A 25,037-nucleotide genomic window follows, 5' to 3' on the forward strand; every position below is an offset into this window, starting at 1 on the left:
CTGATTTCCTAATCCAGGTTAAATGGTTTCGCTGATTGGCCGGGAAAGGCCCAGGTGCCGTACCCAGGTTGCTTTGCGCCCATGGGGTGGCTGCCCAGGGCATTCCAGACCAGGCCTTGGATATAGGCATTGCTGGAGATCACATAGTCTTCAACGGGCTTTTTGTCGGCGCTGAAATCATCAACCCCATACAGGGCATTCCAGTCGGCAGGCAGCTGATACCAGATGGAGAGGTACCACATCTTGATGATGTTTTTGGCAACCGGGCCCAGTTTGGCGCAGTTCCAGATACGGTCGTAAAATTGCGCCTGATTAGATTCACACTCAAGCGAGCCAATCTCCTCTGCTCGGTGATAGAGTTCCTGTATAACGTCCTGACGAACCCATTGACTGAGTGTCTTACAATAAGTGGGACCCACGCCCGTGCCTTGTAACTCGACCAGATCGTAGCCAGTCAGAGTGGCACTGAGGCGATAAAAATCGGTCAGTCTGTACATAAGTTTGCCCCTGATTAAGTGATAAGAGAAATGTACGAGCGGCACACATCAGAGGAAGGAAAACAGCGCAGCAAACAGTGTTCAGCTTGCTGTGTGAATAGCGGCTTAGATCACGACAGATGCCATGGTAATTACTATGACAGAGTGGTTTGCACATCTTTTGCCCCTTCCTTGCCAGTAGACAGATATTGCGGCGTCCTATGCTGACAGTCGATGGCCCCGAACGGCCAGAATGCACCGCAGCCATAAAGCAACGGCACATCTTTAACAGGTAAAAGCCTGCTCAGAGATACGATTGACGGGTCGCATGCAGGCAAGCTGATACCGACTATGTGTTACATCTGTTCAGGTATAGTCGTTGAGAAGGGGTCTTTCAATTACATGTTATTACACTGCGCTAAGCTGATCAGGCAAAACATTGCTGCCTGATCAGCTCCGTCAGGATCTGCTGACTGGGTTTGATTTTCTCCATTGCCAAGTATTCATCTGGTTGATGTGCCTGCGCAATCGAGCCGGGTCCCATTACAATTGTCTCGCAACCTAGCTGCTGTAAAAACGGTGCTTCTGTACAATAATTCACGGCTACGGCCTGCTGACCTGAAATTTTTTCAGCCAGTTTTACCAAGGAGCAATCCCGTGTGCCATGGAAGGCAGGAATGGGATCGTGCAAGTCAATCACAGATACGCTGTCGGGGTAACGCGCATTGATCGGGGCTACGGCTTGAAGTAACAAGGCCTGGAGCTCTGCGATGCTGAGTCCGGGCAGGGGGCGCAGGTCAATATGCAGCTCACAGCAGCCACAAATTCGGTTGGCGTTGTCGCCTCCGTGAATATGACCTAAATTCAAGGTCGGGTAAGGAATTGCAAAATCCTCAAGTGAATATTTATTCTTTAAATCTTCTTTTAACTGTAACAGATTGGTCATCACCTGCTGCATTATCTCGATGGCATTTAAGCCACGATCTGGATCGGAACTGTGCCCCGAGCGACCCGTGACGCGAATCGCCGAAGACATATGTCCCTTGTGGGTGTACACAGGGACCATATCGGTCGGCTCTCCAATGATACAACGGGTTGGCTTAAGGTTGCTGTGGCGTGCGACCTCTTGTGCACCGGCCATGGTGATCTCCTCATCTGCGGTGGCCAGGATCATGATCGGGGCGCTTTGTGGTATAGCTTGAAGATCTTCCAGTGCTTTCAATACAAAGGCAAAAAATCCTTTCATATCAATGCTTCCTAAGCCATACAGACGATTATCCTGTTCGCTGAGGGTAAAGGGATCAAAGTTCCAGCGACTGTCATCAAAGGGCACGGTGTCTGTGTGTCCGGCTAGCATCAGGCCTCCTGCTTGGTCTGTCAGGCCCGGCGGACACTTTCTGGCGAGTAAGTTGAACTTGCCAGGTGCACTGTGTAGCTCTGCGATTTCAATACTGAAACCCAGTTGTTCACACCATTGAGCGAGCAGTTCAATGACCGCTCTATTGCTTTGGTTGAGCGTCTGATCGAGGGCACTGATAGAGGGCCGGGCAATCAGCTCGCGGTACATAGTTTTAAAGTCGGGTAATGACATTGCAGTATCCTAAAAATATTTATTCAAACCTGTTGCATAAAAATCTATATGTATGTAAGGTGAATATCAATTCATTTTTTTAGCATAAATATAGAGGATGCAACAATGCGACGATAACATCATCAATAGCAGATATATGGTTTTTTTGTTTACTAATTTATAAGAGTTATCGATGTTTAACGTAGCAATTGTTGGCGCCAGCGGATATAGCGGCGCAGAGCTGGCCAGTTTGGTGGCCCGCCACCCGGGTTTGAAACTGAGTGGCTGTTATGTGTCAGCACATAGTCTGGATAAAGGGAAATATCTGAGTGAGCTATATCCTGAACACACAGGTTTACTAGATGTCTCCCTGCTCCCTTTGACGGATGAGACGTTTGCAGACATAGCCGACAGCGATGTCGACTATGTCTGCCTTTGTACTGACCATAAAGTCAGCGTAGAGCTGGCTCAGACCTTCCTTAAAATGGGCAAGAAAGTATTCGATTTGTCAGGTGCTTACCGCCTCAAAAGCAGCACGGATTATGAACAATACTATGGCTTCAGCCACCCTTACTCACAATGGCTGGACAAAGCGCGTTACGGTCTGGTGGAGTGGTATGGCGGATCACTGAGCGAAGCTCAGCTGGTGGCGGTACCAGGTTGTTATCCAACTGCCGCTCTGAACGCACTTAAACCGCTTAAACAGGCTGACTTGCTCAGTGACAGCACCATTATCATCAATGCTGTATCAGGTGTGACCGGTGCGGGCCGTAAAGCCAGCCTCACTACCCATTTTTGTGAGGTATCTTTGGCACCCTATGGTCTGTTTAACCATCGTCATACTCCGGAAATTGAGCGTTATCTCGAGCACCCTGTGTTGTTTACGCCGCATTTGGGGAATTTCCCTCGGGGTATTCTGGAAACCATCTATGTCTCACTCAAGCCGGGCGTTTCAGAGCATCAGGTTGCACAAGCCTATCAGGTGCTGGCAGACGAGCCGTTGATCCGCCTCAAAGGTGCAAACATGCCTTCAATCAAAGGAGTTGCCAACCGTGCGTATGTTGATATCGGCTGGCAGCAACAGGGGCAGCAACTGATTGTCACAGTGGCCATAGATAATCTATTGAAAGGCGCGGCAGGACAGGCACTGCAGTGTATGAATCTGGCCAGTCAGTATCCGCATGAACAAGGGTTGATGGGGTAACTTATGACAGATAAAAAAATTTGGGTGATTAAACTGGGTGGTGCAGTGCTTAACTCAGAGCACGCCGCCCATGACTTATTCAAAGCACTTTATTTATTAGCGCAACAAGACAGCACGCACGACTTTGTGGTGGTCCACGGTGGTGGTGCTTTGGTAGACAGCTGGTTGAGTGATGCCGGGTTTGCCACTGCCAAGCATCAGGGGTTACGGATCAGCCCTAAAGAGCAAATGCCGTATATTGTTGGTGCGCTTGCGGGGTGTGCAAACAAGCAGTTAATGGCTCAGGCAATCACGGCGGGTTTAAACCCCGTTGGGATCAGCTTATATGAAGCGGGCCTGATGGCTTCGCAAAAGCTTAAGGCGCTGGGACAAGTTGGTAGTTGTGAGCCGCATCATGAAAGCTTGGTCCCCGATCTGCTGGCAACCGGCAGATTGCCGCTGGTGAGTTCAATTGGCATAGGCGCAGATGGTGCGCTGTTTAATGTCAACGCGGATGAAGCGGCGGCTGCGCTGGCACATCAGCTGGGCGGCGAACTGATCTTTATGACCGATGTTGAAGCGGTCCTGGACGGTGCTGGCCAACCACTGGCGCAGCTAAATAGTGAGCAGATAGAACAACTGATAGCACAGAAGGTGATTGTGGGCGGGATGGAGGTCAAAGTTAAGACCAGTCTTCACGCTGCCCGACATTTACGACGTGGGGTGTACATCTCCAGCTGGCAAAAGCCAGACAACTTGGTTGCCCTGATAGCCGGGCAGCACGTCGGTACTCACATTTTACCTTAGGAAGCCTTATGTCGACTCACTTTATTACCGGTCTGGAATTTGATAAAAGCCAGGCTCTGAAACTCCTTGCCCTGGCAAGTGATATCAAACAGCAGCCACAGGAATTTGCACATGCTTTGGCGGGCAAATCTGTGGTCACTTTATTCGAAAAACCCAGCCTCAGAACCCGCTTGTCGTTCGACATTGGTATCAACAAGCTCGGTGGCCATGCGGTCTATCTGGATCAGCAAAACGGCGCAATGGGCAGTCGTGAATCCGTGCAGGATTTTGCGCTGAACATTGCCACCTGGGCCGATGCATTGGTAGCGCGTGTTTCTTCCCATCATACCCTGGAGGTGCTGGCGGAGCATTCTGATATTCCGGTGGTGAACAGCCTGTGTGACCTCTATCACCCATGTCAGGCGCTTGCAGACTTTCTGACTTTGCAGGAAGTATTTGGCGATGTTAGTCAGATCAAACTGGCTTATCTGGGTGAGGGAAACAATGTGTGCCAATCTTTATTGCTGCTGGCAGCAACGCTGGGAGCAGATTTTGTCGCTGTGTGTCCTAAAGGGCATTCGCCTGATGCGCAAATAGTAAAACAGGCAGAGCAAATCGCCGCAGTGAATGGTGCATCTGTGCTGATCAGTGACCGTATTGAAGCCGCAGCCGGTGCGAATGCTTTGTACACAGACACTTGGGTGTCTATGGGCAGCGATACTTCACTGGAGCAGGCAAAAACCACCTTTATGCCGTATCAGCTTAATCAAACACTACTCGAGCAAACCGGGGCCAGCACAGTGCTGCATTGCCAGCCTGCGCACCGGGGCTATGAGATCACCTCAGAGGTGATGGACGGCCCTAAAGCGCGGATCCTGCAACAGGCAGAAAACCGTATGCACGCACAAAATGCCCTGTTACTGGCGCTTATGAACAAGCAGCTCGTCTGAGCTAACAAGATTTAAGTATTAAGGTAAAAATATCATGAAAAATATCAAAAAAGTCGTTCTGGCATACTCTGGTGGTCTGGATACGTCGGCTATTGTGCCCTGGTTAAAAGAAAATTACGGCTGTGAAGTTGTTGCGTTTGTGGCCGATGTCGGGCAAGGGGATGAAGAGCTTCAGGGGGTAGAAGAAAAAGCGCTTGCATCCGGCGCCAGTGAATGCCACATCGTCGATCTGAAAGCCGAGCTGGTCAGTGAGTACATATACCCGACTTTGCAAAGCGGTGCGGTATACGAAGGGACTTATTTGTTGGGCACTTCCATGGCGCGGCCAATTATCGCCAAAGCACAGGTTGAGGTCGCTCGCAAAGTAGGTGCGGATGCGCTGTCTCACGGTTGTACCGGAAAAGGCAATGATCAGGTGCGTTTTGAATCTTGCTTTGCCGCACTTGCGCCTGATCTTGAGGTGATCGCGCCATGGCGTGAGTGGTCGTTGTCGAGTCGGGAATCCTTGCTGGACTATCTTGCCGAGCGCAATATCCCGTGTGCAGCATCCGCAACCAAAATCTATAGCCGTGATGCTAACGCCTGGCATATCTCTCACGAAGGTGGCGAACTGGAAGATCCCTGGAATCAGCCCAGCGATCAGGTTTGGACCTGGACGGTATCACCTGAGCAGGCGCCCAATGAAGCGGAACTGGTCAGTGTACAGATTGAGTCCGGTCAGGTAGTGGCGGTGAATGGCCAAAACCTCAGCCCTTATCATTGCCTGCTGACGCTCAACGAAATTGCTGCCAAACATGGTGTAGGTCGCATTGATATTGTTGAAAACCGTTTGGTGGGGATGAAGTCGCGGGGCTGTTACGAAACCCCGGGAGGCACTGTTATGGTGGCGGCGCTTCAGGCCATTGATGAGTTGGTTCTGGACAAAGCCAGTCGTAAATGGAAAGAAACTGTGGCCAGTGAGTTTGCCCACTTAGTATATGACGGACGTTGGTTCACGCCGTTGAAAGATTCGTTACTGGCCGCGGCCCAGTCACTGGCTCAGGTGGCTACGGGGGAGGTGGTCCTGAAGCTGTATAAAGGTCAGGTCAGCGCGGTGCAAAAACGCTCGGTAAACAGCTTGTACAGCGAAGATTTTGCGACTTTCGGAGAGGACGATGTGTATGATCAGTCTCATGCCGAAGGCTTTATCCGTTTGTTCTCGTTGTCGAGTCGCATTGCAGCACTGAACAAACAAAAGTCAGTTAAATAACGGTGATCAGAGGAGTAAAGTAACATGGCACTGTGGGGTGGACGCTTTTCGTCTGGGCCGGATGCGGCCTTCAAACAATTTAATGATTCCTTGCCGTTTGACTACCAACTGGCTGAGCAGGATATTGTCGGTTCGATTGCCTGGGCGGGCGCGCTCAAACAGGTGCAAGTCCTCAATGAAGATGAACACGCTCAACTGGTTGCCGCTTTGCAAGCGTTACTAGACGAGGCCAGTGCGGATCCGGATGCCATTGCCACGGCAGGGTATGAAGACATTCATTCTTATGTTGAGGCGCGTCTGATTGATAAAGTCGGCGATCTGGGCAAAAAGCTGCACACAGGTCGTAGCCGTAATGATCAGGTAGCCACCGACTTTCGTTTATGGTGTCGTGACAGTGCTTACAAAATCCTTGAAGCGCTGGATATGTTAAAAGCGGCTTTTGTTGCTTTAGCCCAGCGAGAACTTGGCACGATTTTACCCGGTTACACCCACTTGCAACGGGCACAGCCAGTGCTATTTAGTCACTGGTGTATGGCCTATGTAGAAATGCTGGAGCGCGATACATCACGTTTGCAGGATGCGGTAACACGCTTAAATGAATGCCCGCTTGGCAGCGGTGCACTGGCAGGTACCGCCTATGATATCGACAGGGAGCAGCTGGCTGCTGAGCTGAAGTTTAGCTGTGCCACGCGCAATAGCCTGGATGCGGTATCTGACAGAGATTTTGTGCTGGAGTTACTCAGCTGTGCGTCTATTTCCATGTTGCATTTGTCACGTCTTGCCGAGGATATGATTTTTTATAACTCTGGCGAGGCCGGCTTTATTGAGCTGGGAGATAATGTGACATCCGGCTCCTCTTTAATGCCGCAAAAGAAAAACCCCGATGCCCTGGAGTTGATCCGGGGTAAAACCGGCCGTGTGTTTGGGGCTTTCAGCGCCATGATGATGACATTAAAAGCACTGCCGCTGGCCTACAACAAAGATATGCAGGAAGACAAAGAAGGCGTATTCGATGCCATGCCAACCTGGCTGGCAGCGTTGCATATGGCACAGTCCTGTATCGAAAGCGTTAAGGTCAATGGCGAAAAAACCAAACAGGCAGCGCAGGGCGGACATGCAAATGCTACTGAGCTGGCAGATTACCTTGTGGCAAAAGGGATCCCGTTCCGTGAAGGGCACCATATTGTTGGTCAGTTGGTACAACTGGCGTTGAGCGAGGGTAAAAACCTCGAAGATCTGAGTCTGGCTCAATTTCAGTCTGTGTGTGCGCAGATCGACCAGGATGTCTACCCGGTATTGCAACTGGATGCTTGTATTGCGGCACGCAGCGCCAAAGGGGGAACCTCTTTACAGCAAGTGTCAGCGGCCATCAGTGCAGTGAAAAAAAAACAGCAAATCACGGTTCGTGATGCCACGTTAAACGATGTAGAAGCCATTGCCGGACTGATCCAATACTGGGCTAAGGTAGGTGAAAACCTGCCCCGAGCCAAAAGCGATATGATCCACAGTATCAATGAGTTTGCTGTAACTGAGGTGAATGGCAAGGTGACTGGCTGTGCATCACTGTACATTTATGACACGGGTCTGGCCGAGATCCGTTCACTCGGGGTCGACCCCTCGGTGCAGGTGAAAGGCCAGGGGCAGTTGCTGGTATCGCATTTACTGGATAAAGCCAAACGCCTGGCACTGAAGCGGGTTATCGTATTGACTCGAGTTCCCGGCTTTTTCGATAAGCAGGGCTTTAGTGGATGTAATAAGGAAAGTCTTCCTGAAAAAGTGATGAAAGACTGTGAGCTGTGCTTACGTAAAAACAACTGTGATGAAGTAGCGATGGAATTTATGTTGCAGGTAGCGGAACCTGCGCGTATTCCCTGCCAGTTTGTGGCCTGAACCCACTGTTTAGCTAAAGCGCCTGGTTGGGCGCTTTATTTTAATCAGAATCGGTATTCCCAACTCACTGAGGCGGATGTTTCGTTGTTTGAATCAGTTGCACCTTTATCCCGCCAGTATGCTAAGTCGACTTTCAATAAACCATTAAACAGTCCCTGTTGATAACCCACTTGCAGTAAATCTCTGTCTACATCAAGCGCGTTAAATTCAAGCCGCTTCAGTTTGGCATAGCCACCATAGCCACCTAAGCCATAATAATCAGCGCCCAGACTGACAGATTTGGCCTGAGGACCTATGTGAGCGCCAAGCCAGCGGCCTCGCTCAAAATAATCACTCCCTTTACCCGCAGTAGCAAAATGACACTGAAAGCTGGCTTGCTGTGGCTGGCAATCGATCTCAGTATCGCTGTACTCAAGGTAAGATTTAATGCGGTATTCTTGTGTACCCCAGAACGCTTCTGCACCTAAGGTAAACAAGCGATGTTCAGGCAAAGCACCTCTGTCATTGTCTCCGCTTACCTCGCCATATACGGCCGCAGGCAGGCCAGCCACGCGCGAAGAGTATTTGAAATCCACACTGCTCAGACGCTGCTGGTTTTCAGATTCATCACCAGGGGTTGTCTGGTAGACAAAATCACTTGCGGTGGTTGCATACGCAATTTCAAGCCCCGGCAATGGGTAAGCTGACACGCGCATCCCCCAGAAATCTCTTTCTTCATCCACGGCCAAGCTAGGTCGTTGTTTGGCAGCAATGGCTGTGATCTGCCAGGGTCCGACAAAGGAAAAAAAGCTTGGTCCACTGTAATTGGTATTTGCTCTGCTGATACGCAGTGCTTTCATGGGCGTGGCATTGTTAGACAGTAGTAGCGCGTTTTCATTGCCCGGGCCCCACCAGTAATCGAGCCGTTCGGCACTAAATGCCCAGTCTCCCAGTAACACAGCCAGATGGCTGCCATGATGGTTAAATTGCTTGCCATCGAGCGCATTGTCCGCATAGTTCACCTGAACTCGCGCGCTTACATTGTTCCCCTTGATTTGGCCATAACTGCTTACACCACTACGCGCACGTGTTTGTTGTCCAAACCCGGCTGGCATTGACTGCTCATCGCCATAGTGGGTCAAAAAACCTGAGCTTTGGCTTTGTTTAGCCATGCGCATTGCATGATTTAGGTGTTGTAGCGCAAACTGTGCGTCCGCAGGCAATTGTTCGCTGTCTACACCGGAGAGGTCATCTACCAGACCATTCCACATCAGTGGATATTGATTGACTGGTCGTTGAATAATGCCAGCGCTTACCAGCAGGTCGATGGAGTGTTTGAGGTGGCTCTGCTGCGCATCAATCCAGGGGGAAGATACCGCTTGTGCTGAAGCCAGTGCAAGGCCACTGAGTATTAAATAGTTGAATTTCATCCGTGTAATTTTTCCTCAAGGGCTTTAGCCACCAGTGGGCTGACAAATTCACTGACATCACCATGATGTAAGGCTACTTCTTTGACTAAAGTGGAGGAGATAAACGAGTTTTTCTCCGATGGGGTCAGAAATACGCTTTCCAGTTCAGGGAACAAACGGCGATTCATATTAGCCAGCTGAAACTCATAATCAAAATCTGAAACAGCCCGGATCCCACGGATCAACACATTGGCTTGTTGTTGTTTAGCCAGATCTACCAGCAATCCGGTGAAGCCAATCACTTTAACGTTGTTATGTGCCGCCAGGACCTCTTTGGCCAAAGCAACGCGTTCTTCCAAACTAAAGCAGGGTTTTTTGTTGGGGTTGTGTGCGATGGCTAAAATGACAGTATCGAACATTTTGGCCGCGCGTTTGATTAAATCGGCATGTCCATTGGTGAGTGGATCAAAGGTGCCCGGGTATAAAGCGGTTACTTGCATGTTTAGGTCATAACAATTCAAATTTGGCCTATATTATCAAGCTTGCAGCACAATATCACTGGTCTGATTTCAAAATGAAAATTTAATGTTATTCCCATTTAGTGCTATTTTCACTGTGCGTTATAACCGAACGGTCATTATTGCCTCATTAATTACGTGTTATCAGAGAACCGAATATGAACACCAAGGAAAAAATTATTCGTACCAGCATCGCCTTATTTAACTTACATGGCGAGCGAACAATCACTACTAATCACATCGCTTCTAACATGGGGATCAGTCCCGGTAATCTGTATTACCACTTTAAAAACAAAGAAGACATTATTCGCAATATTTTTGCCCTATACAGTGAGCACCTGAGTACCCATTTTAAGCCGTTAGCAGCCCACGATGAACCGGTTGAGCAACTGACTCAGTATCTGGATTCGCTGTTTGAACTGATGTGGCGTTATCATTTTTTCTATGACAACCTGAATGATATCTTGGCGCGCGATGATGTGCTGAAAAAAGACTATATCGCCTTTCAGGCACGGCTATTCGAGCAAGTGAAAGCGGTCGTTCTTGGTTTGCGCGAGGTGGATGTGATTGCCATCAGTGACGACGATGCCAATGAGTTAGCACATATGCTAAAAATGGTGGTGAGCTTTTGGACGCCCTATGTTAAAGCGCGCAGAATGACTGGCGTGTTAGAACAACAGGATATCTATAATGGCATTGTGAAGGTATTAATGTTGTTTAAACCTTATGCCACTGCGCTCAGCCGGGACAAAATCGAACAACTACAACAGCACTACCAGGCAATGGCAGACGCCGCATTGCCCAGTATTGCCTGAGCCCACACACCAGAAAAAGCTGGTTATCCTCTGTATATTTCCTAGTCTTTAATAAGTCTGCTATAATCGCGCGCCCGTTGTCGGCGCGCCAATTGCGCATTCATGTCCAAACCAAGAGTGACTTCTATGTTTAAATTTATCGTCAAACTGCACCCCGAAATCGTGATCAAAAGTAAATCGGTTCGCAAACGTTTTACTATGGTACTCGAGCGTAACATCAAACTGGTGCTATGCCGCTTTGATGAAAAAGTGACGGTAAAAATAACTGGGACAATATTACGGTAGTGACGCACAGTGAAGATCCTGCAATTCGCAAAGCCTTCATCAGTGGCCTTGGCCGCATCCCAGGTATTGTTCAGTTTCTGGAAGTACAGGAAACCACTTTTGAAACCCTGGACGACATTTATCAAAAAGCCTTACCTCTGGTTGGCCCGCAGATCGAAAACAAGACTTTTTGTGTGCGCGTTAAGCGCCAGGGCAATCATGACTTTACCTCCGGTGATGTAGAAAGATATGTCGGCGGTGGTCTGAACCAGCATGTACCGGGAGCTCGCGTACAGCTACGCAAACCCGATGTGACGGTTAAGATTGAGGTAAAAGGCGACCGAGCCTATATCGTAACGACTAAACACCTGGGCATGGGTGGTTTCCCACTGCCAACTCAGGAAGATGTATTGTCTTTGATGTCGGGTGGCTTTGACTCTGGTGTGGCCAGCTACCAGATGATCCGCAAAGGTGCGAGAACCCACTTTCTGTTCTTTAACTTAGGTGGCGCTGCGCACGAGATAGGTGTAAAGCAGGTCAGCCACTATTTGTGGAAACAATACAGCTCAACCCATAAAGTACGCTTTATTACCGTTGACTTTGAACCTGTGGTCGCCGAGATCCTGGAAAACATTGAAAGTAGCCAGATGGGTGTGGTGCTGAAGCGTATGATGATGCGCGCAGGTTCTGCTGTGGCAGAGCGATTTGGTATTCAGGCTTTGGTAACCGGTGAGTGTATTGGTCAGGTGTCCAGCCAGACACTGGCAAACCTCAACGTCATTGACCGCGTCACCGAGACACTGATCTTACGTCCTCTGATCCAATATGATAAAGAAGAGATTATTCGTATTGCGCGCCAGATTGGCACTTGTGAAATGGCGGAGTCCATGCCTGAGTACTGTGGCGTGATTTCGAAAAAGCCGACGGTTAAGGCCAAGTTGGAAAAAATCGAGGCCGAAGAAAGTAAGTTTGACTTTGATGTGCTGGACACTGTGGTAGAAAATGCCGTTGTGAAAGACATTCGTGAGATTGAAGCAGAAGCGAAAGAAGAAGTTAAAGAAGCGGAGAATGTCAGCGAGTTACCGGAAGGCGCTGTTGTGGTTGATATTCGCTCACCGGAAGAAGAAGATGCCGATCCATTAGAATTGGATGGTATTGAAGTGATCCATTTGCCATTTTTCCGTCTTGCCACCAAGTTTGGTGATTTACCACAAGACAAAGACTACTACCTGTACTGCAGTAAAGGTGTGATGAGTCAGTTACAAGCCTTGATCCTACATGAAAACGGCTTTGCTAACGTCAGAGTTTATCGTCCATAGTACAGCCCTGATCTCTACCCTGGCTGAGCAAAGCACTGATGCTCAGCCAATTCCTGCTGTATTTTCCACCGGGTGTAACGCTCGCACGCTGGCTAATAAATTCATATTGTGTGGCACGGATAATCCATATTGATTTGCCAGTTCAACAATGTAACCACACATCGCATCTATCTCCGTACGTCTTTGATGTTTTACGTCCTGAGCCATAGACGAAAAGTTGTCGGCGGTAAGCGTCATAACCTGATATGCCCGATGTAGCTCTTCATGTAGTTTAAGAGGTACACCAACATGGTTGGCAACGGTACATGCCTCACTCAGTACTCCCAAAACTTTCGACGCATAACAGGGGGCGCGCAGGCGACCATTTTTCAGTCCGCTAAGAGCACTGAGAGGATTAATAGCCAGGTTAACGCACAGCTTCTGCCAGCGTAGTCGCGCAATATCGTCGGACAATTGTGCAGGAACAAGGTGAGGGCTTATCAAAGTGTCAAACAGCGATGAAGCTCGCTGTTGAGCCGCCGTGTTACAGGGGCCAAAGACACTTAAACCCGGGCCGGTGAACGCGACGGTGTTGGCGTCGGGTTTCCAGCCTCCCATACTGGTGGACAGAAAAAAGAGCCCCTGTTGAACAGATAGCTCAGCGGTAACTGGCTCAAGTGCCTGTATCCCGTTATGGCTGAAAATAACATTGGCCCCCGGGCTCAGGTGCGGCCTGAGCGCAGCAAATGCCGCGCTTAGTTGATACGATTTAACGGGAACGATGCATAAATCTATGCGGATACCCTGCTTTGCCAGTTCCTGCCAGCTCAGGCACTTGACCTCAAGAGGACGAGTGCATTCGGCATGTTGAGCAAAAACGGTCTGTGTTGGCGACCTTGTGATCAGTGTGACAGAGTAGGTTTGTGCCAGTCGCTCAGCCAGTAGTAAACCGACCGCCCCTTTGCCAACAATGAATAATTCAGGCATAGCGTTTTCCGGTTTTACGGCAGTAAACCCAGTAAATAAAGAAGTAGCTTAAGGCACCTGCAATGTCAGCGATAAAATCCCCCCATGAAGCTTGTCGGTATGGCAAAGAATCCTGCATCAATTCAATTCCCGCCCCGTAGAATGTCAGGAGCATAAGGTGAAACCAGATCCGAAACCTGAATGCATGATGAGAGAAAAAAGCCAAGACAAAAAACACGCCAAAATGTGCAACCTTATCCGCGTGAGCGAATTTCACAATTTGATTGGCCTGAATTTCTTTAGCGAATAGAAAAGTGCATACAGCCAGAGAGAGTAACAACAGGCATTGATAAAGTCGGCGTGCCACAAATACTTCCAAATCATCAGGGATTAAAAGGCCAGTATATCACCGAAATCTGAAAATAGGATGAAGCAGAGACTGTCAGTTCCAAATATGAAAACGAGCGATGAGAGTGTAGTCGCGTCGCAGCCTTTGGGTTGCTATAATCCGGAAAAACATTATCCAGGAGCTAGATATGCCTTCTTTTGACATTGTGTCTGAAATTGATATGACTGAAGCGAGAAACACAGTTGATAACGCGGATCGTGAACTGAGCACGCGTTTTGACTTTCGTGGTGTAGAAGCGTCGTTTGAGCTGAAAGACGAAGTGATCACGTTAAAAAGTGAATCTGAGCAGCAAGTAATGCAATTATTTGACATGCTGGTAGGCAAAGCCGCAAAGCGTGGTCTGGACGTGGCCAGCTTTGAGCTGAAAGACGTTGAAAAGTCGGGTAAGTATGTGTCACGTAAAGTGATGCTTAAACAGGGGATCGACAAAGACATGGCGAAGAAAGTGGTTAAGGCCATCAAAGATTCTAAGATTAAGGTACAGGCGTCTATTCAGGGTGAAACCGTGCGTGTTACTGGCAAGAAGCGTGACGATCTGCAGGAAACCATGCAGCTGATCCGCGGCGCTGAGCTGGGTCAGCCTTTCCAGTTTAAAAACTTCCGAGATTAACCTCTCAGCTTACCTTCTTACATCTGGCATGCTAAATATTACCTGTGTTTTAGCATGCTAGACGTCCATTGATTTTTGTTCTCAAATCTCCGACAATAGCGCCAACTTTTCAGGGTGTCAGATCAGGAGCCTGGAGTCTCTCAAAGATCTGAATAATCGGGAAGCTGGTGACTGCCTATGGAGTCGGTAATAGTCCAGCACTGCCCCCGCAACGGTGAACCTATGACAGTCCTTCCTGCTGTTACAGGTAAGTCCGGAAACCGGCCCTGAAACACACTCAATAGTTGTAGTTCACGCGGTGGGCGTGGATCAGGGGAACTCATGTTTAAAAAATCTGCTTTAACCACAGCTCTGCTGGCTGTGTTACCTTTTTCTGCGCTTTGCGCACAAGACATTGAACATATTACGATTACGGCGAACAAGTTCGAGCAAGCCAGTGTAGATACGCTGACATCTGTGACAGTGGTTGAGCGTGCTGAAATCGAACGAGCTAACGTACGTGACCTGCCGACATTGCTGAACAACCTCGCAGGTATCGATGTTGTACGCAGTGGTGGTTACGGCCAAAAAGCCAGTGTGTTTGTGCGCGGTGCGGCGACTAAATACACTTTAGTGTTGGTTGATGGTGTACGTATTAGTGACGCAAACTCGGGTGATGTGTCTTTTACCAATATTCCGGTTAACAGTATTGAACGTGTGGAAGTCCTTAAAGGGGCGCGTGCTGCTATTCATGGCTCAGATGCAGTTGCAGGGGTGATCAACATTATTACCCGGGAACAGAAAGGACATCAGCTGGCGCTGACCTCTGGCAGTCGTAACTATGGCGGGCTCAGCTGGCTGGTCAGTTTGAGGCAGATAAACTGACGGTAAACTATCATTTTGGTTATGAAACCACAGATGGTTATGACGTGACGGCCAAAGATCCGGCACTTCCTCGGACCAAAGAGCATGATCGTGACGGCTATGACAACACCAATATGGGTGTAAAACTGAATTATGATCTGGCTCAGTATGGGCAGCTTGCTTTGCATGCACAGCGCAGCGAAGGGGAGGCAGACTATGATTCCTCCTATGGCAACGATGCTTACGAGTTTGATAATTACACCACTAAACTTGTGTGGCAGAAACAATCGGATGTGTTGAGCCAGGAAGCGTCTGTTAGTCTGGCACAGGAAGAGAATACGCAGTTCCTGTCTGTATTGCCTAAAGACGGTACACCACCACCGCCAAATGACATTTACAGCACCAAACGAGATGAAATTGAGTACCGCGCCCGTTATAAAATGACGCAGTCTCTTCAGGTGATGGGGGGCGTGAGCCGCCTCAATGAAGACTTGTCTTCATCGAGCGCTCAGTTCTCGATTGCTGAGCGTGATAACACGGCAGTGTTTGCAGCTGCGTTTTACGATCAAAGTCGCTGGTTGCTAAACGCTGTAGTACGCAGCGATGATTATGAGCATCATGGTCGCGCAAATACGTATACCGCAGACCTGGGTTTCAGAGCATCGGACATCGTCACGTTTCGGGTTAATCATGGTACGGCATTTCGTGCACCAAGCCTGACCAATGCCTTTGTTAAAGACAGCCCCTGGTACTTGCCAAATACCGAAATTAAACCCGAAGAAGGGACCTATAACGAGCTCGGCGTAACGGTAGATACGGCTACTGTGCGCTATGATGTCGCTATTTTCGATAATCGTATCGACAACCTGATCAGCAATGAGTTTGATCCACAGACCAGTAAGTATGTTCCTGCCAATGTGGGGCGTGCGCAGATGAAAGGGGTTGAGCTGAGTGCTCAGTTCTCGGCTTTAGGCCTGGAGCATGCTGCAAACCTGACATTGCTGGATGCCAAAGACAAAGAAAAGCGTGCGGATTTGCCACGTCGCCCAAGCAAAGCGTTCAATTATGTGGTGTCTAAGCAATGGGACAAGCTGGATGTGAGACTGGCGATGCAATATCGTGATAAACGCCCGTCTATCAGTTTCTTCGATACGGAGTTACCGTCTTACACTGTCTTTAACCTGAGTGCGAATTATCAGTTGCTGGAGCCGATTGCTCTGACTCTGAGACTGGAAAATCTGACCGATAAAGCCTATTTCAACTCGGTTGTCAGTAAAACGCCAGAGGGAACCTTGTTGCCTTATCAGCCGCCAGGCCGTCAGGTTTATGTAGGTGCGCGCGTGACTTTCTAAACGTCAGTAAAAAGGAGGCATCAGCCTCCTTTTTTGATCTTAAGGGCGGATTTCATTCGTCCAGATATTTGGCAAACTTCTCTGTGAATGCAGCTAATTTAGGCGCTATCATCACGCTACAGTAACCCTGATTAGGGTTATTGGTATAATAATCCTGATGATACTGCTCAGCAGGGTAGAAGTGCGTTTGGGCTGACACTTCGGTCACTATGGGCGCGCTCAGTGAGGGCGCTAACGCATCAATATAGCGCCGAGTTAACGTTCGCTGCTCTTCACTATGATAAAACACCACGCTGCGGTATTGAGTACCTATGTCATTGCCCTGACGATTCAGCTGGGTAGGATCATGCAGTGCAAAGAACATCTCCAGCAGCACTGAAAAGTCTACCTGCTGGGGATCAAAGGTCAGCTGAACCACTTCGGCATGGCCGCTTTGACCGGTACAGATCTGTTCATAAGTCGGGTTGTCGGTATGACCGCCGGCATAACCAGAGGCCACTTGCGTGACACCCCGGACTCTGCGAAAGGCGGCATCAATACACCAAAAACAGCCGCCACCAAAGGTGGCAATTTGCTGGCTCATCATTAAATCTCCCGTTCCTGTTGTGTTTGCGGGTGGGCGTCATGCTGCTCTAGCAGCTTGTCGCTGGTTGCCTGAGGTGACTGAGTGCGACGCGCCAGCATACTGTACGCACAGGGGATCACAAACAGCGTCAAGATGGTCGCAACGCTCACCCCCGCAAACACCACCACCCCGATCACCATACGGCTTTCAGAGCCCGGGCCCGAAGCCAGTACCAGCGGAATGGCACTCATCACAGTAGTCAATGAGGTCATAATTATGGGTCTGAGTCGTTGTACCGCAGCATCGATAATGGCTTGTTCGAATGCCACACCTTTGTCTCTGAGTTGGTTGGCAAACTCAACGATCAGAATACCATTTTTAGCACTGAGTCCAATCAGCATCACTATTCCGATTTGGCTGTAGATGTTCAGTGAGCTGTCGGTGGCGTACAGGCCAAACATCGCACCGACCAGGCCAAGGGGGACTGTCAGCATGATCACCAGCGGGTGAACAAAGCTTTCAAATTGCGCTGCCAGTACCAGGAAAGTCACGGTCAGAGCCAAAATAAAGACGTAGGTCATGGCCGACGCGCCTTCATAAAACAGCTGAGATTCGCCTTTGTAGTCGACGGCCCCGTCAATGTCATTTTCTTCCGCTGCAACCTGGTTCAGGAAATCCAGCGCCTGTTCCAGTGTATAACCTGGTGCCAGGTTTGCAGTAATGGTAATGGAGCGCATTCGATTATAGCGATTTAACCGTGACGCCGTGGCTTCTTCGCGAATGGTGATCAGGCTGTCCAGCGGCACCAGTTGATCGCTGCGAGAAGTGACATAAATGTCGGCGATGTCGTGTGGTGCACTAAAGTCTGCTTTGGTGCCTTTGAGGATCACGTCGTACTCTTCGCCGCGGTCAATAAAGGTCGTTACACGACGCTGGCCCAGCATAGTTTCAAGTGTGCGGCCAATGTCACTGACGGAGACTCCCAGATCGGCGGCCTTGAGTTTGTCGATGCTGATCAAAAACTGTGGAAAGGTTTCTTTATAGTCGTGGTCGAGTCTGACTAGGCCTTGATTGGTGCGGGCACGGTTGAGAATACGATCACGCCAGTCTACCAGCTCGTCGTAGTCATTACCTTGCAGAACGAACTCTATAGGGCGGGACTGACCCCCTCCACCTATGCCCCGACGCATAATGGCAAAGGCTCGAACATCGGTGACTTCACGCATCTGGCCACTGATCTCACCCATCACCTCCCAGGTTGAGCGTTTACGCTCGTCCCAGTCAGGCATACCGACAATAGCGACACCACCTCGGCCTCCCCAGCCAGGCACGCGTACCAACACTCGGCTTAGTTCTTCTTTTTCGACATATGGCAGCAGACGTTGTTCAATCTCGGCCATATTGGCGGCATTATTTTCATAACTGGCACCTTCCGGGCCATTCATCATGATGAAAAAAGTTCCCCGGTCTTCTTTGGGGGTCAGTTCTGACGGGATTTGCTGGAACAAGGCGTAGCTTGCAAAGCCAGCTAATGCGAGCGTCAACATCAAGCTGTAACGTCGCGTGATGTTATCGCTGATCACATTACGGTAGGCAGACTCCAGACGACCAAATTGGCTGTCCATCCACTGAGAAAACTTACTCTCTTTATTGCTGGCTTTGAGTACTTTAGAGCACAATGCGGGCGAGAGGGTAAGTGCCGTAACGCTGGAGAAAATCACTGCCGCACTGACTGCCAGGGCAAACTCGGTAAATAAGGCACCGATGCGCCCCTCCATAAACACCAGAGGGACGAAAACCGCAACCAGCACTAAGGTGGTGGCGATAATAGCAAAACCTACTTCTCGTGCACCGCGATAAGCAGCAAGCAGCCTGGGCTCACCCAGCTCGATACGACGGTGGATGTTTTCCAGCATCACAATCGCGTCATCTACAACCAGTCCGATGGCAAGCACCAGAGCCAGCAGGGTCAGCAGGTTAATGGAGTACCCCATGGCGAATAAAAAGGTAAAGGTGGCTATCAGTGCAATCGGTACCGTGATTGCCGGGATCAGCGTAGCGCGAATGTTGCCAAGGAAGATGAAAATCACCAGTACTACTAGGCCCATGGCAATGCCCAGGGTGCGATATACTTCTACGATTGACTCGCGAATAAACACCGACGAGTCATAGCTGTCCTGAATGGTGGTGCCTTCAGGCAGGTTACGCTTGATTTTTTCCAGCTCTTTACGGGCGTTGTCGACTACATCCAGGGTGTTGGCCTTGGCTTGTTTGACAATGCCCAGACCAATCATGTTTTTGCCATTACCGCGGAAAGTACTTTCAACATCTGCAGCTTCCAGGCGGACATCGGCGACTTCGCCAAGGCGCACCAGGTAACCCTGAGCGCCGCGTTTAATCACCAGGTTATTAAAGTCTTCCTGGGTTTTGTAGCTTCGGGCAATACGTACCGCAAAGTCTCTGTCAATAGATTCGATTTCACCGGCTGGCAGTTCAACATTCTCGTTTCGCAACACTCGCTCTATGTCGCTGGCGGTAATATCTCGAGCAGCCATTGCACGGCGATCCAGCCAGATCTTCATGGCATATTTGCGCTCTCCGCCAATGCGGACATTAGAAACTCCATCCACAACAGCTAGTCTGTCGACAATAAAGCGCTGGGCATAGTCGGACAGTTGCAGCGTATCCATGGTTTCGCTGTTAAGCACGAACCAGGCTATGGGGCTTTCATCACTGTTAGACTTGGAAACCTCGGGTGGACGAACCTGCTCGGGCAAACGGTCCAGCGCACGGGATACACGCTCCCTTACATCATTGGCTGCAGCATCGATATTGCGATCTATGTTGAATTCAATGGTGATGTTTGAACGGCCATTACGACTGGAAGAGGTGATGCTTTTGATCCCTTCAATACCCGAGATGCGGTTTTCCAGCACCTGAGTGATCTTAGTTTCTACGACCTCTGCTGAAGCACCGGTATAATCGGTACTGACACTGACAATTGGTGTTTCGATGTCTGGGTACTCGCGCAGTGGCAACATAGTGAAAGCAACTAAACCGAAGGTCAGCAGCAACAAGTTAATAACGATGGCAAAAACCGGCCGTTTTACGGCTGTATCTGTGATCCGCACGCTTTACCCTTAACCACAACGGTACTGCCATTACGAATCTTGGTGGTGCCTTCGGTGATAACCTGCTGACCAGCAGACAATCCATCAACAGCTACCCAGCCCCGGAAGCGAGACAGGACATTAACCTGCTGTTGTTTTGCCTTGCCTTCATTGATGGTGAAGACGAAATGTTTATCTTGTCTCGGGATCAGGCTTTTTTCCGGTACCATCAGGGCGTTTAACTCACCCAAAAAAAGTGAGACGTGCAACAGCATACCGGGTCTGAGTAGGTCTTTTGGGTTATCGAAGCTGGCGGTCACTCGGATACTGCGGGTTGCATCATCAATGCGTGGGTCGATGTGTGTAATGATGCCTTCAAAGGTGCTATCAGGGTAGGCATCGCTGGACACTTCTGCGCGCATGTTAAGTTGCAGCTGAGCAAGGTATTTCTCAGGCACCTGGAAGTCGACTTTGATGATGCTGATATCGTCCAGTGTGGTTAGTACACTGTTGTTGCTGACGAAGCTGCCTACAGATACCAGACGTTGACCCAATACACCGTCAAAGGGTGCGTATATGGCCATCTCAGCAAGCTTTGTCCGAGCCGTTTGTAACTGAATTTCCAGTGCATCGACAACCGCATGCTGACTGTCCAGCTGTGAACGAGCAGCGGACTGAGTTTTTGACAATTCAGTTAAACGCTTCAGCTGACGGTGTTCCTCTTTAAGATTGACCTCCAGCTCTTGCACTGCCAACTGCTCTTTCAAATCTTGCAGCTGTGCGAGCTTATCACCTTGTTTCACTCTGTCACCATCATCGAAGTATAACGCACTGATATAATCGCTTTGTGCGCTGGTGATGTTCAGAGCTTGGTTTGCGCGCGCTGAACCGATCGCGTTGAGGGTAATGTCCCGGCTTTGTTGATCGACCGCCACCGCGGCAACCTGAGTCGGTGCACCGGAAAATGATTTGCTTTTACCATTGCTGGCAGGCAAATAGAGATAGCCGCAAAGTGCAATAAGCACTAAAATTATAAAAGGAAAGAGGGCTTTACCCGATTGACTGGCGCGCATAATTGATTCTCGTTGACTGCGGGGCTTTAGTGTACAAAAATTCCAAATAGAGCATATTGTCGAACGTCCTGTATATTTGTGCGTTAAACGAAAAGCGAGCAAACTGGCTCACACTATGTGGAATTTTGTACCCAAAATTAAGGCGTTATGAAAAAATCTAAGCCATGCCCAAGGTGTTTGAAAATACGTAAAATGGTGTTCTGGGGGATCATTATGTACGGTTTTTATTTGTGGTTTTATAATTATGGTTGAACCCGTCAGATTACGTGCGCTGGCGAACCGCCAAAGCATTGAGTTTATGCTGGTTGGTGCAATAGCGCTGGTTATTATCATGCTCTTCGTCACCTTAAGGGCAACGCCAATCAGTTTGCTTGAAATTGCACTGGCAAGCGCCGCGATAGTTGCGATTATGCTTGGCTTTTTAAAAAGTCAGCAGCCTTATTATAGTATCGAAATGAGTCCGCAGCGGCTTGTCTATTATCATAAGTTTGGTGAATTCTTGCTTGAGCATCATAATTTCCACTCAAGCGGTGTGCCAAGTGTCACTCAAGGAGTTGAAACGCTTGAGTTAAATGTTGTAGGTATTAAACTAAAGGATATTGATGTATTTTTATCCGACCTGACACCCAGGTTGGCTGGAAAATTACTGATAGAACAGCGGAATATTTTTTTACAAGCTGTTAAAATACATTGCAGTAATGGCAATTGCCCATCAGAATGGCTGATCGAAGAGGCGAATTACACCTCCCCAAGTGGACAAGCATATTCTGGATTAATGGCGATGTTCGCAAATCGGATGCAGAACTTTAAAACGCTGACAGGCTACGACTTGATGTTGCCTGCTAACGTACTCGACAGGGATATCTGGCAATTTGCCACTGTCATGAATCGTTGGAAGTTATCACCCGAAGAGGTGGTCAAAAACTTGCATAGTGAGTTGGCTACCTCAGCAATGAAGTAACAGGATAAATACATGAGCTTTGAGAAAGCTTTTATTAAAAGTGGTCGCAACACCATTATCCATAAAGAGAAAAAGCTCGATTTAGTTGTCGTGAATGGAGAAAATCACCCAAAGATCAAGGTGACTCCGACTGGTTTAGTGCCGTTTAAAGAAGAACTGCCAAGAAACCGTCGCGAAGCCAAAGAGCGTTACTTAGAGGTAGTTCACGTGGCCAGCGTGGATGTGTTTGGTGAAGTAAAGAGACTGTTGTTTATTCAGGCGCTCGACGGGCGCGAGTATAAGGTAGATTACAGCAAAATAGGCACTAAGTTGTTTGTTCGGATCCACCAGGATAGTTACCTCTAAGCTTTTCAACGTACACCACACTTGCATGCAGAGCAGGGCATGGTCTTGCCTGCAGTGCACCATCCCCTGGTTTAGGTACAATCGTCCGTTGGCAGCATTGGCATGCTGTGCAATGAATCAGTCACGTTTTAGGGAGTTACCATGCTGAAGAAGTCAGTATTGGCTCTGGGGTTTGCGAGTGTGTTAAGCGCATGCGGTGGCGGCTCCGGTGGTGATGAAAGTCCGAAAATCAGCGTCAGTGTGAACGCGGGTTCAGATATCACCGTCAATGAAAAAATCGAATTTACACTCAAAGCGCTGGGCTCTCCTTCCGGTGGGGTGTTTAGCTGGCAGGTGATTTCAGGCCCCGAAATTGAGGGCTTTCCGCAAGAAGGTGAGGAGCTGACAGTGACCGCACCGGATGTTAAGGGAAACAGCCCCGTTGAACTTGAAGTCAGTTATACGGCTCCCGATGGCACCTCGGCCCGTGATACTTTGATAGTCAATGTCGTGTCTGTGAATTTATTTCCGCAGGCTAAAATAACGCAAACCGCGCCAGAAAGCGGGACTTCCAAATACGCCGATACTATCACCCTGTCGGGCGTGGACTCCAGTGACCGAGATGAAAATGGCAGTATTGTGGCTTATCAGTGGAAGATGCTGAGCGGGCCCAGCACCATTACAACTGAGCGCACCGATCAGGCTACTTTGAGTTTTGTACACCCTTTGCTGGCCTCTGCGAGTGCGGTCGAGTGGCAGCTCACAGTGACTGACGACGAAGGGGGAACTGGCACAACCAAGAAGCGACTCTCATTGTTGGCCAATGATCAATTGGTACTGGCCAACGCCGGTAGCGATCAACAAGTTCAGGAGCTGGACACGGTAACCCTGGATGCCAGCAGCAGTGTTACGGTTGATGGTCAGTTTTCCTGTATGTGGGAGCAGGTAAGTAATGGCAGTGCCGTCACGCTGGCAGATGAGCGAGCATGCAAAACTACCTTTATGGCGCCGCTAAAAAGTGGTAATCAGGCCACCTCGATAGACTTTAAAGTAACGCTGACCGACAGCGCGCAGCGTACCGGTACAGACACAGTAAACGTAGAGATCTTGCCTAAGCCGCTTGGCAAACTCAATGATACCGGCACTACTTTATGCTACAACAACACAACCCAGATAAGCTGTGGTAGTAGCGATTTTCCGGGACAAGACGCTGAGCTTGGACGGGATGCGGTGGTGCAGTTTATTCCTAAAAGTGGTCAGGGCAACCAGGCTTTTGACTTTACAAAGTTTAGCGAAGAGTTTGAACCACTGCCCAGCAGTGATGAGAACTTCGCTTGTGTACTGGACAATGTCACTGGGTTAATCTGGGAGGTCAAAGAAGCGACTGCGGGAATCTTACCCAATACCAGCGTGCGCAACGCACAAAATCACTACACCTGGTTTCTTGCGGGCAAAGCGAATGTCACACCAGGCGCACCTAATTCGACTTGTCCACAGGATGATTATTGCGGCGTACAAGCCCTAATCGATGCGGTCAACGAAGCCAGCTTCTGTGGTGGTAATAACTGGCGACTGCCGACCTATATGGAACTGGCGAATCTACTTGATCACAACAGCAGTGGCGATTATTTGCTTGATCCCACTTATTTCCCCCATGTACCGGATCAGGCATTGTTGGGACACCAGTACTACTGGACCACTCAAACGAGTGTGGACGGGACCGACGGCAAAGATGCAAACCTGGTTCGGGCCTTGGTCATTGACATGAAAACAGGTAACGATGTGACACGCAATAAATCGCAAACGGCTTATGTCAGACTGGTACGTCGCTACGGGGAGGAAGACTAATGAGAGCATTAATCTTAACCGCATTTGTTGCTGCCAGCTTTAGCTACAGTACGTATGCGTCACAAATTTGTGCGTCTGCATCTTTGGTGCCAGATACCACGCCAAAGGAACAGTTTGAAATAAAAGATGATGGTACTGTCTGCGATAAGCAAACTAACCTGATGTGGCAGCGCTGTTCATTCGGTCAGATTTACAATAGTGAAAATGGCAGCTGCGACAATGTTGCACAAGAGCTGAGCTGGCAACAGGCACTACAAACAGCCGATGCACAAGAGTTTGCCGGTTACAGCGACTGGCACTTACCTAATGTGAAGGAGTTGGCCAGTATTGTTGAACATCGCTGTGTCAAACCCGCCATTAACGAGGAAGTCTTTCTCGCAACCCTGGAGAAAAACTATTGGTCCAGTACAACGGTTGAGGGCACGCCAGCCAACGCCTGGCTGTTCTCTTTTGGTGATGGCAAAGTGAGTAATGTGTTTAGTAAGAACTCTACAGCTTATGTCAGACTGGTTCGTTACGCATTTTGTGAGTAGCCCCAGACACCATTGAGGCACATTTGGTGCCATTAGGCGCAAAAATTGGCCAGTCC

Annotated in this window: 22 protein-coding genes, 1 pseudogene and 1 riboswitch; of the genes and pseudogenes, 14 read left to right on the top strand and 9 right to left on the bottom strand. The window is 49.2% G+C overall.

Annotated elements, in window-relative coordinates:
• Nucleotides 1–8: 8 nt before the first annotated feature.
• Nucleotides 9–497, bottom strand: a complete 489-nt coding sequence (locus tag ELR70_RS07280; protein ID WP_054014350.1) for a hypothetical protein — start codon at nt 495–497, stop codon at nt 9–11.
• A gap of 406 nt (nt 498–903) precedes the next feature.
• Nucleotides 904–2,067 carry an acetylornithine deacetylase gene (gene argE, locus ELR70_RS07285; RefSeq protein ID WP_054014351.1) on the bottom strand — a complete coding sequence of 388 codons (1,164 nt, stop codon included), beginning with the start codon at nt 2,065–2,067 and terminating at the stop codon, nt 904–906.
• Nucleotides 2,068–2,239: 172 nt separating this feature from the next.
• On the opposite strand from argE, the gene argC reads away from it, so the two are divergent.
• From argC to argH, 5 genes are read left to right on the top strand one after another with little or no spacing between them, the layout of a single operon-like run.
• Entirely contained in the window at nt 2,240–3,250 is a 1,011-nt protein-coding gene (argC, locus tag ELR70_RS07290) for an N-acetyl-gamma-glutamyl-phosphate reductase (RefSeq protein ID WP_054014352.1), read from the top strand.
• 3 nt (nt 3,251–3,253) lie between these two features.
• Nucleotides 3,254–4,036 carry an acetylglutamate kinase gene (argB, locus tag ELR70_RS07295; protein WP_054014353.1) on the top strand — a complete coding sequence of 261 codons (783 nt, stop codon included), beginning with the start codon at nt 3,254–3,256 and terminating at the stop codon, nt 4,034–4,036.
• Nucleotides 4,037–4,044: 8 nt separating this feature from the next.
• Nucleotides 4,045–4,965, top strand: a complete 921-nt coding sequence (locus ELR70_RS07300; protein ID WP_054014354.1) for an ornithine carbamoyltransferase — start codon at nt 4,045–4,047, stop codon at nt 4,963–4,965.
• Nucleotides 4,966–4,999: 34 nt separating this feature from the next.
• Entirely contained in the window at nt 5,000–6,214 is a 1,215-nt protein-coding gene (locus ELR70_RS07305; protein WP_054014355.1) for an argininosuccinate synthase, read from the top strand.
• Between the two features lie 24 nt (nt 6,215–6,238).
• Complete coding sequence (gene argH / locus ELR70_RS07310; RefSeq protein WP_054014356.1) at nt 6,239–8,104, top strand: argininosuccinate lyase; 1,866 nt, start codon at nt 6,239–6,241, stop codon at nt 8,102–8,104.
• A gap of 44 nt (nt 8,105–8,148) precedes the next feature.
• On the opposite strand, the gene ELR70_RS07315 is transcribed toward argH, so the two are convergent.
• Entirely contained in the window at nt 8,149–9,513 is a 1,365-nt protein-coding gene (locus ELR70_RS07315) for a capsule assembly Wzi family protein (protein ID WP_054014357.1), read from the bottom strand.
• Nucleotides 9,510–9,992 (bottom strand): pantetheine-phosphate adenylyltransferase, encoded by a 483-nt coding sequence (gene coaD / locus ELR70_RS07320; RefSeq protein ID WP_054014358.1) that lies wholly within the window; start codon nt 9,990–9,992, stop codon nt 9,510–9,512. The genes ELR70_RS07315 and coaD overlap by 4 nt, the downstream gene beginning before the upstream one ends.
• Nucleotides 9,993–10,168: 176 nt before the next feature.
• On the opposite strand from coaD, the gene ELR70_RS07325 reads away from it, so the two are divergent.
• A complete protein-coding gene (locus ELR70_RS07325) occupies nt 10,169–10,825 on the top strand; it encodes a TetR/AcrR family transcriptional regulator (RefSeq protein ID WP_054014359.1) in 657 nt (218 codons plus the stop codon).
• 126 nt (nt 10,826–10,951) lie between these two features.
• Nucleotides 10,952–12,408, top strand: a pseudogene (thiI, locus tag ELR70_RS07330) (tRNA uracil 4-sulfurtransferase ThiI).
• Between the two features lie 42 nt (nt 12,409–12,450).
• Here thiI and ELR70_RS07335 read toward each other — a convergent pair.
• A complete protein-coding gene (locus tag ELR70_RS07335) occupies nt 12,451–13,374 on the bottom strand; it encodes a 2-dehydropantoate 2-reductase (RefSeq protein ID WP_054014361.1) in 924 nt (307 codons plus the stop codon).
• On the bottom strand, nt 13,367–13,720 hold the full coding sequence (locus ELR70_RS07340) for a VanZ family protein (protein ID WP_054014362.1): 354 nt from the start codon (nt 13,718–13,720) through the stop codon (nt 13,367–13,369). Before ELR70_RS07340 ends, ELR70_RS07335 begins: the two co-directional genes overlap by 8 nt.
• 169 nt (nt 13,721–13,889) lie before the next feature.
• On the opposite strand from ELR70_RS07340, the gene ELR70_RS07345 reads away from it, so the two are divergent.
• The 3 genes from ELR70_RS07345 to ELR70_RS07350 all read left to right on the top strand — a co-directional run bounded on the left by ELR70_RS07345 (nt 13,890) and on the right by ELR70_RS07350 (nt 16,567).
• Entirely contained in the window at nt 13,890–14,372 is a 483-nt protein-coding gene (locus ELR70_RS07345; RefSeq protein ID WP_054014363.1) for a YajQ family cyclic di-GMP-binding protein, read from the top strand.
• A 95-nt stretch (nt 14,373–14,467) separates the two neighbouring features.
• Nucleotides 14,468–14,656: riboswitch (cobalamin riboswitch) on the top strand.
• A 37-nt stretch (nt 14,657–14,693) separates the two neighbouring features.
• Entirely contained in the window at nt 14,694–15,236 is a 543-nt protein-coding gene (locus tag ELR70_RS25360) for a TonB-dependent receptor plug domain-containing protein (RefSeq protein ID WP_241566360.1), read from the top strand.
• 44 nt (nt 15,237–15,280) lie between these two features.
• The gene (locus ELR70_RS07350; protein ID WP_241566361.1) at nt 15,281–16,567 is read left to right on the top strand and encodes a TonB-dependent receptor; all 1,287 of its coding nucleotides are present in this window, start codon (nt 15,281–15,283) and stop codon (nt 16,565–16,567) included.
• A 52-nt stretch (nt 16,568–16,619) separates the two neighbouring features.
• Here ELR70_RS07350 and msrA read toward each other — a convergent pair whose 3' ends face one another.
• From msrA to ELR70_RS07365, 3 genes are read right to left on the bottom strand one after another with little or no spacing between them, the layout of a single operon-like run.
• Nucleotides 16,620–17,153 (bottom strand): peptide-methionine (S)-S-oxide reductase MsrA, encoded by a 534-nt coding sequence (gene msrA, locus ELR70_RS07355; RefSeq protein ID WP_054014365.1) that lies wholly within the window; start codon nt 17,151–17,153, stop codon nt 16,620–16,622.
• Complete coding sequence (locus ELR70_RS07360; RefSeq protein ID WP_054014366.1) at nt 17,153–20,263, bottom strand: efflux RND transporter permease subunit; 3,111 nt, start codon at nt 20,261–20,263, stop codon at nt 17,153–17,155. The genes msrA and ELR70_RS07360 overlap by 1 nt, the downstream gene beginning before the upstream one ends.
• On the bottom strand, nt 20,239–21,315 hold the full coding sequence (locus ELR70_RS07365; RefSeq protein ID WP_128064528.1) for an efflux RND transporter periplasmic adaptor subunit: 1,077 nt from the start codon (nt 21,313–21,315) through the stop codon (nt 20,239–20,241). Before ELR70_RS07365 ends, ELR70_RS07360 begins: the two co-directional genes overlap by 25 nt.
• Before the next feature lie 244 nt (nt 21,316–21,559).
• On the opposite strand from ELR70_RS07365, the gene ELR70_RS07370 reads away from it, so the two are divergent.
• The 4 genes from ELR70_RS07370 (at nt 21,560) to ELR70_RS07385 (ending at nt 24,981) form a co-directional block, all read left to right on the top strand.
• A complete protein-coding gene (locus ELR70_RS07370) occupies nt 21,560–22,276 on the top strand; it encodes a DUF2982 domain-containing protein (RefSeq protein ID WP_054014368.1) in 717 nt (238 codons plus the stop codon).
• A 12-nt stretch (nt 22,277–22,288) separates the two neighbouring features.
• A complete protein-coding gene (locus tag ELR70_RS07375; protein WP_054014369.1) occupies nt 22,289–22,621 on the top strand; it encodes a hypothetical protein in 333 nt (110 codons plus the stop codon).
• Between the two features lie 141 nt (nt 22,622–22,762).
• Nucleotides 22,763–24,448: a DUF1566 domain-containing protein gene (locus ELR70_RS07380; protein WP_054014370.1), complete on the top strand. Its 1,686-nt coding sequence runs from the start codon at nt 22,763–22,765 to the stop codon at nt 24,446–24,448.
• Nucleotides 24,448–24,981: a DUF1566 domain-containing protein gene (locus ELR70_RS07385; protein WP_054014371.1), complete on the top strand. Its 534-nt coding sequence runs from the start codon at nt 24,448–24,450 to the stop codon at nt 24,979–24,981. The genes ELR70_RS07380 and ELR70_RS07385 overlap by 1 nt, the downstream gene beginning before the upstream one ends.
• The last annotated feature ends 56 nt before the right edge of the window (nt 24,982–25,037 follow it).

Origin of the sequence: Pseudoalteromonas sp. R3 (assembly GCF_004014715.1) — a bacterium.
Lineage (GTDB): Bacteria > Pseudomonadota > Gammaproteobacteria > Enterobacterales > Alteromonadaceae > Pseudoalteromonas.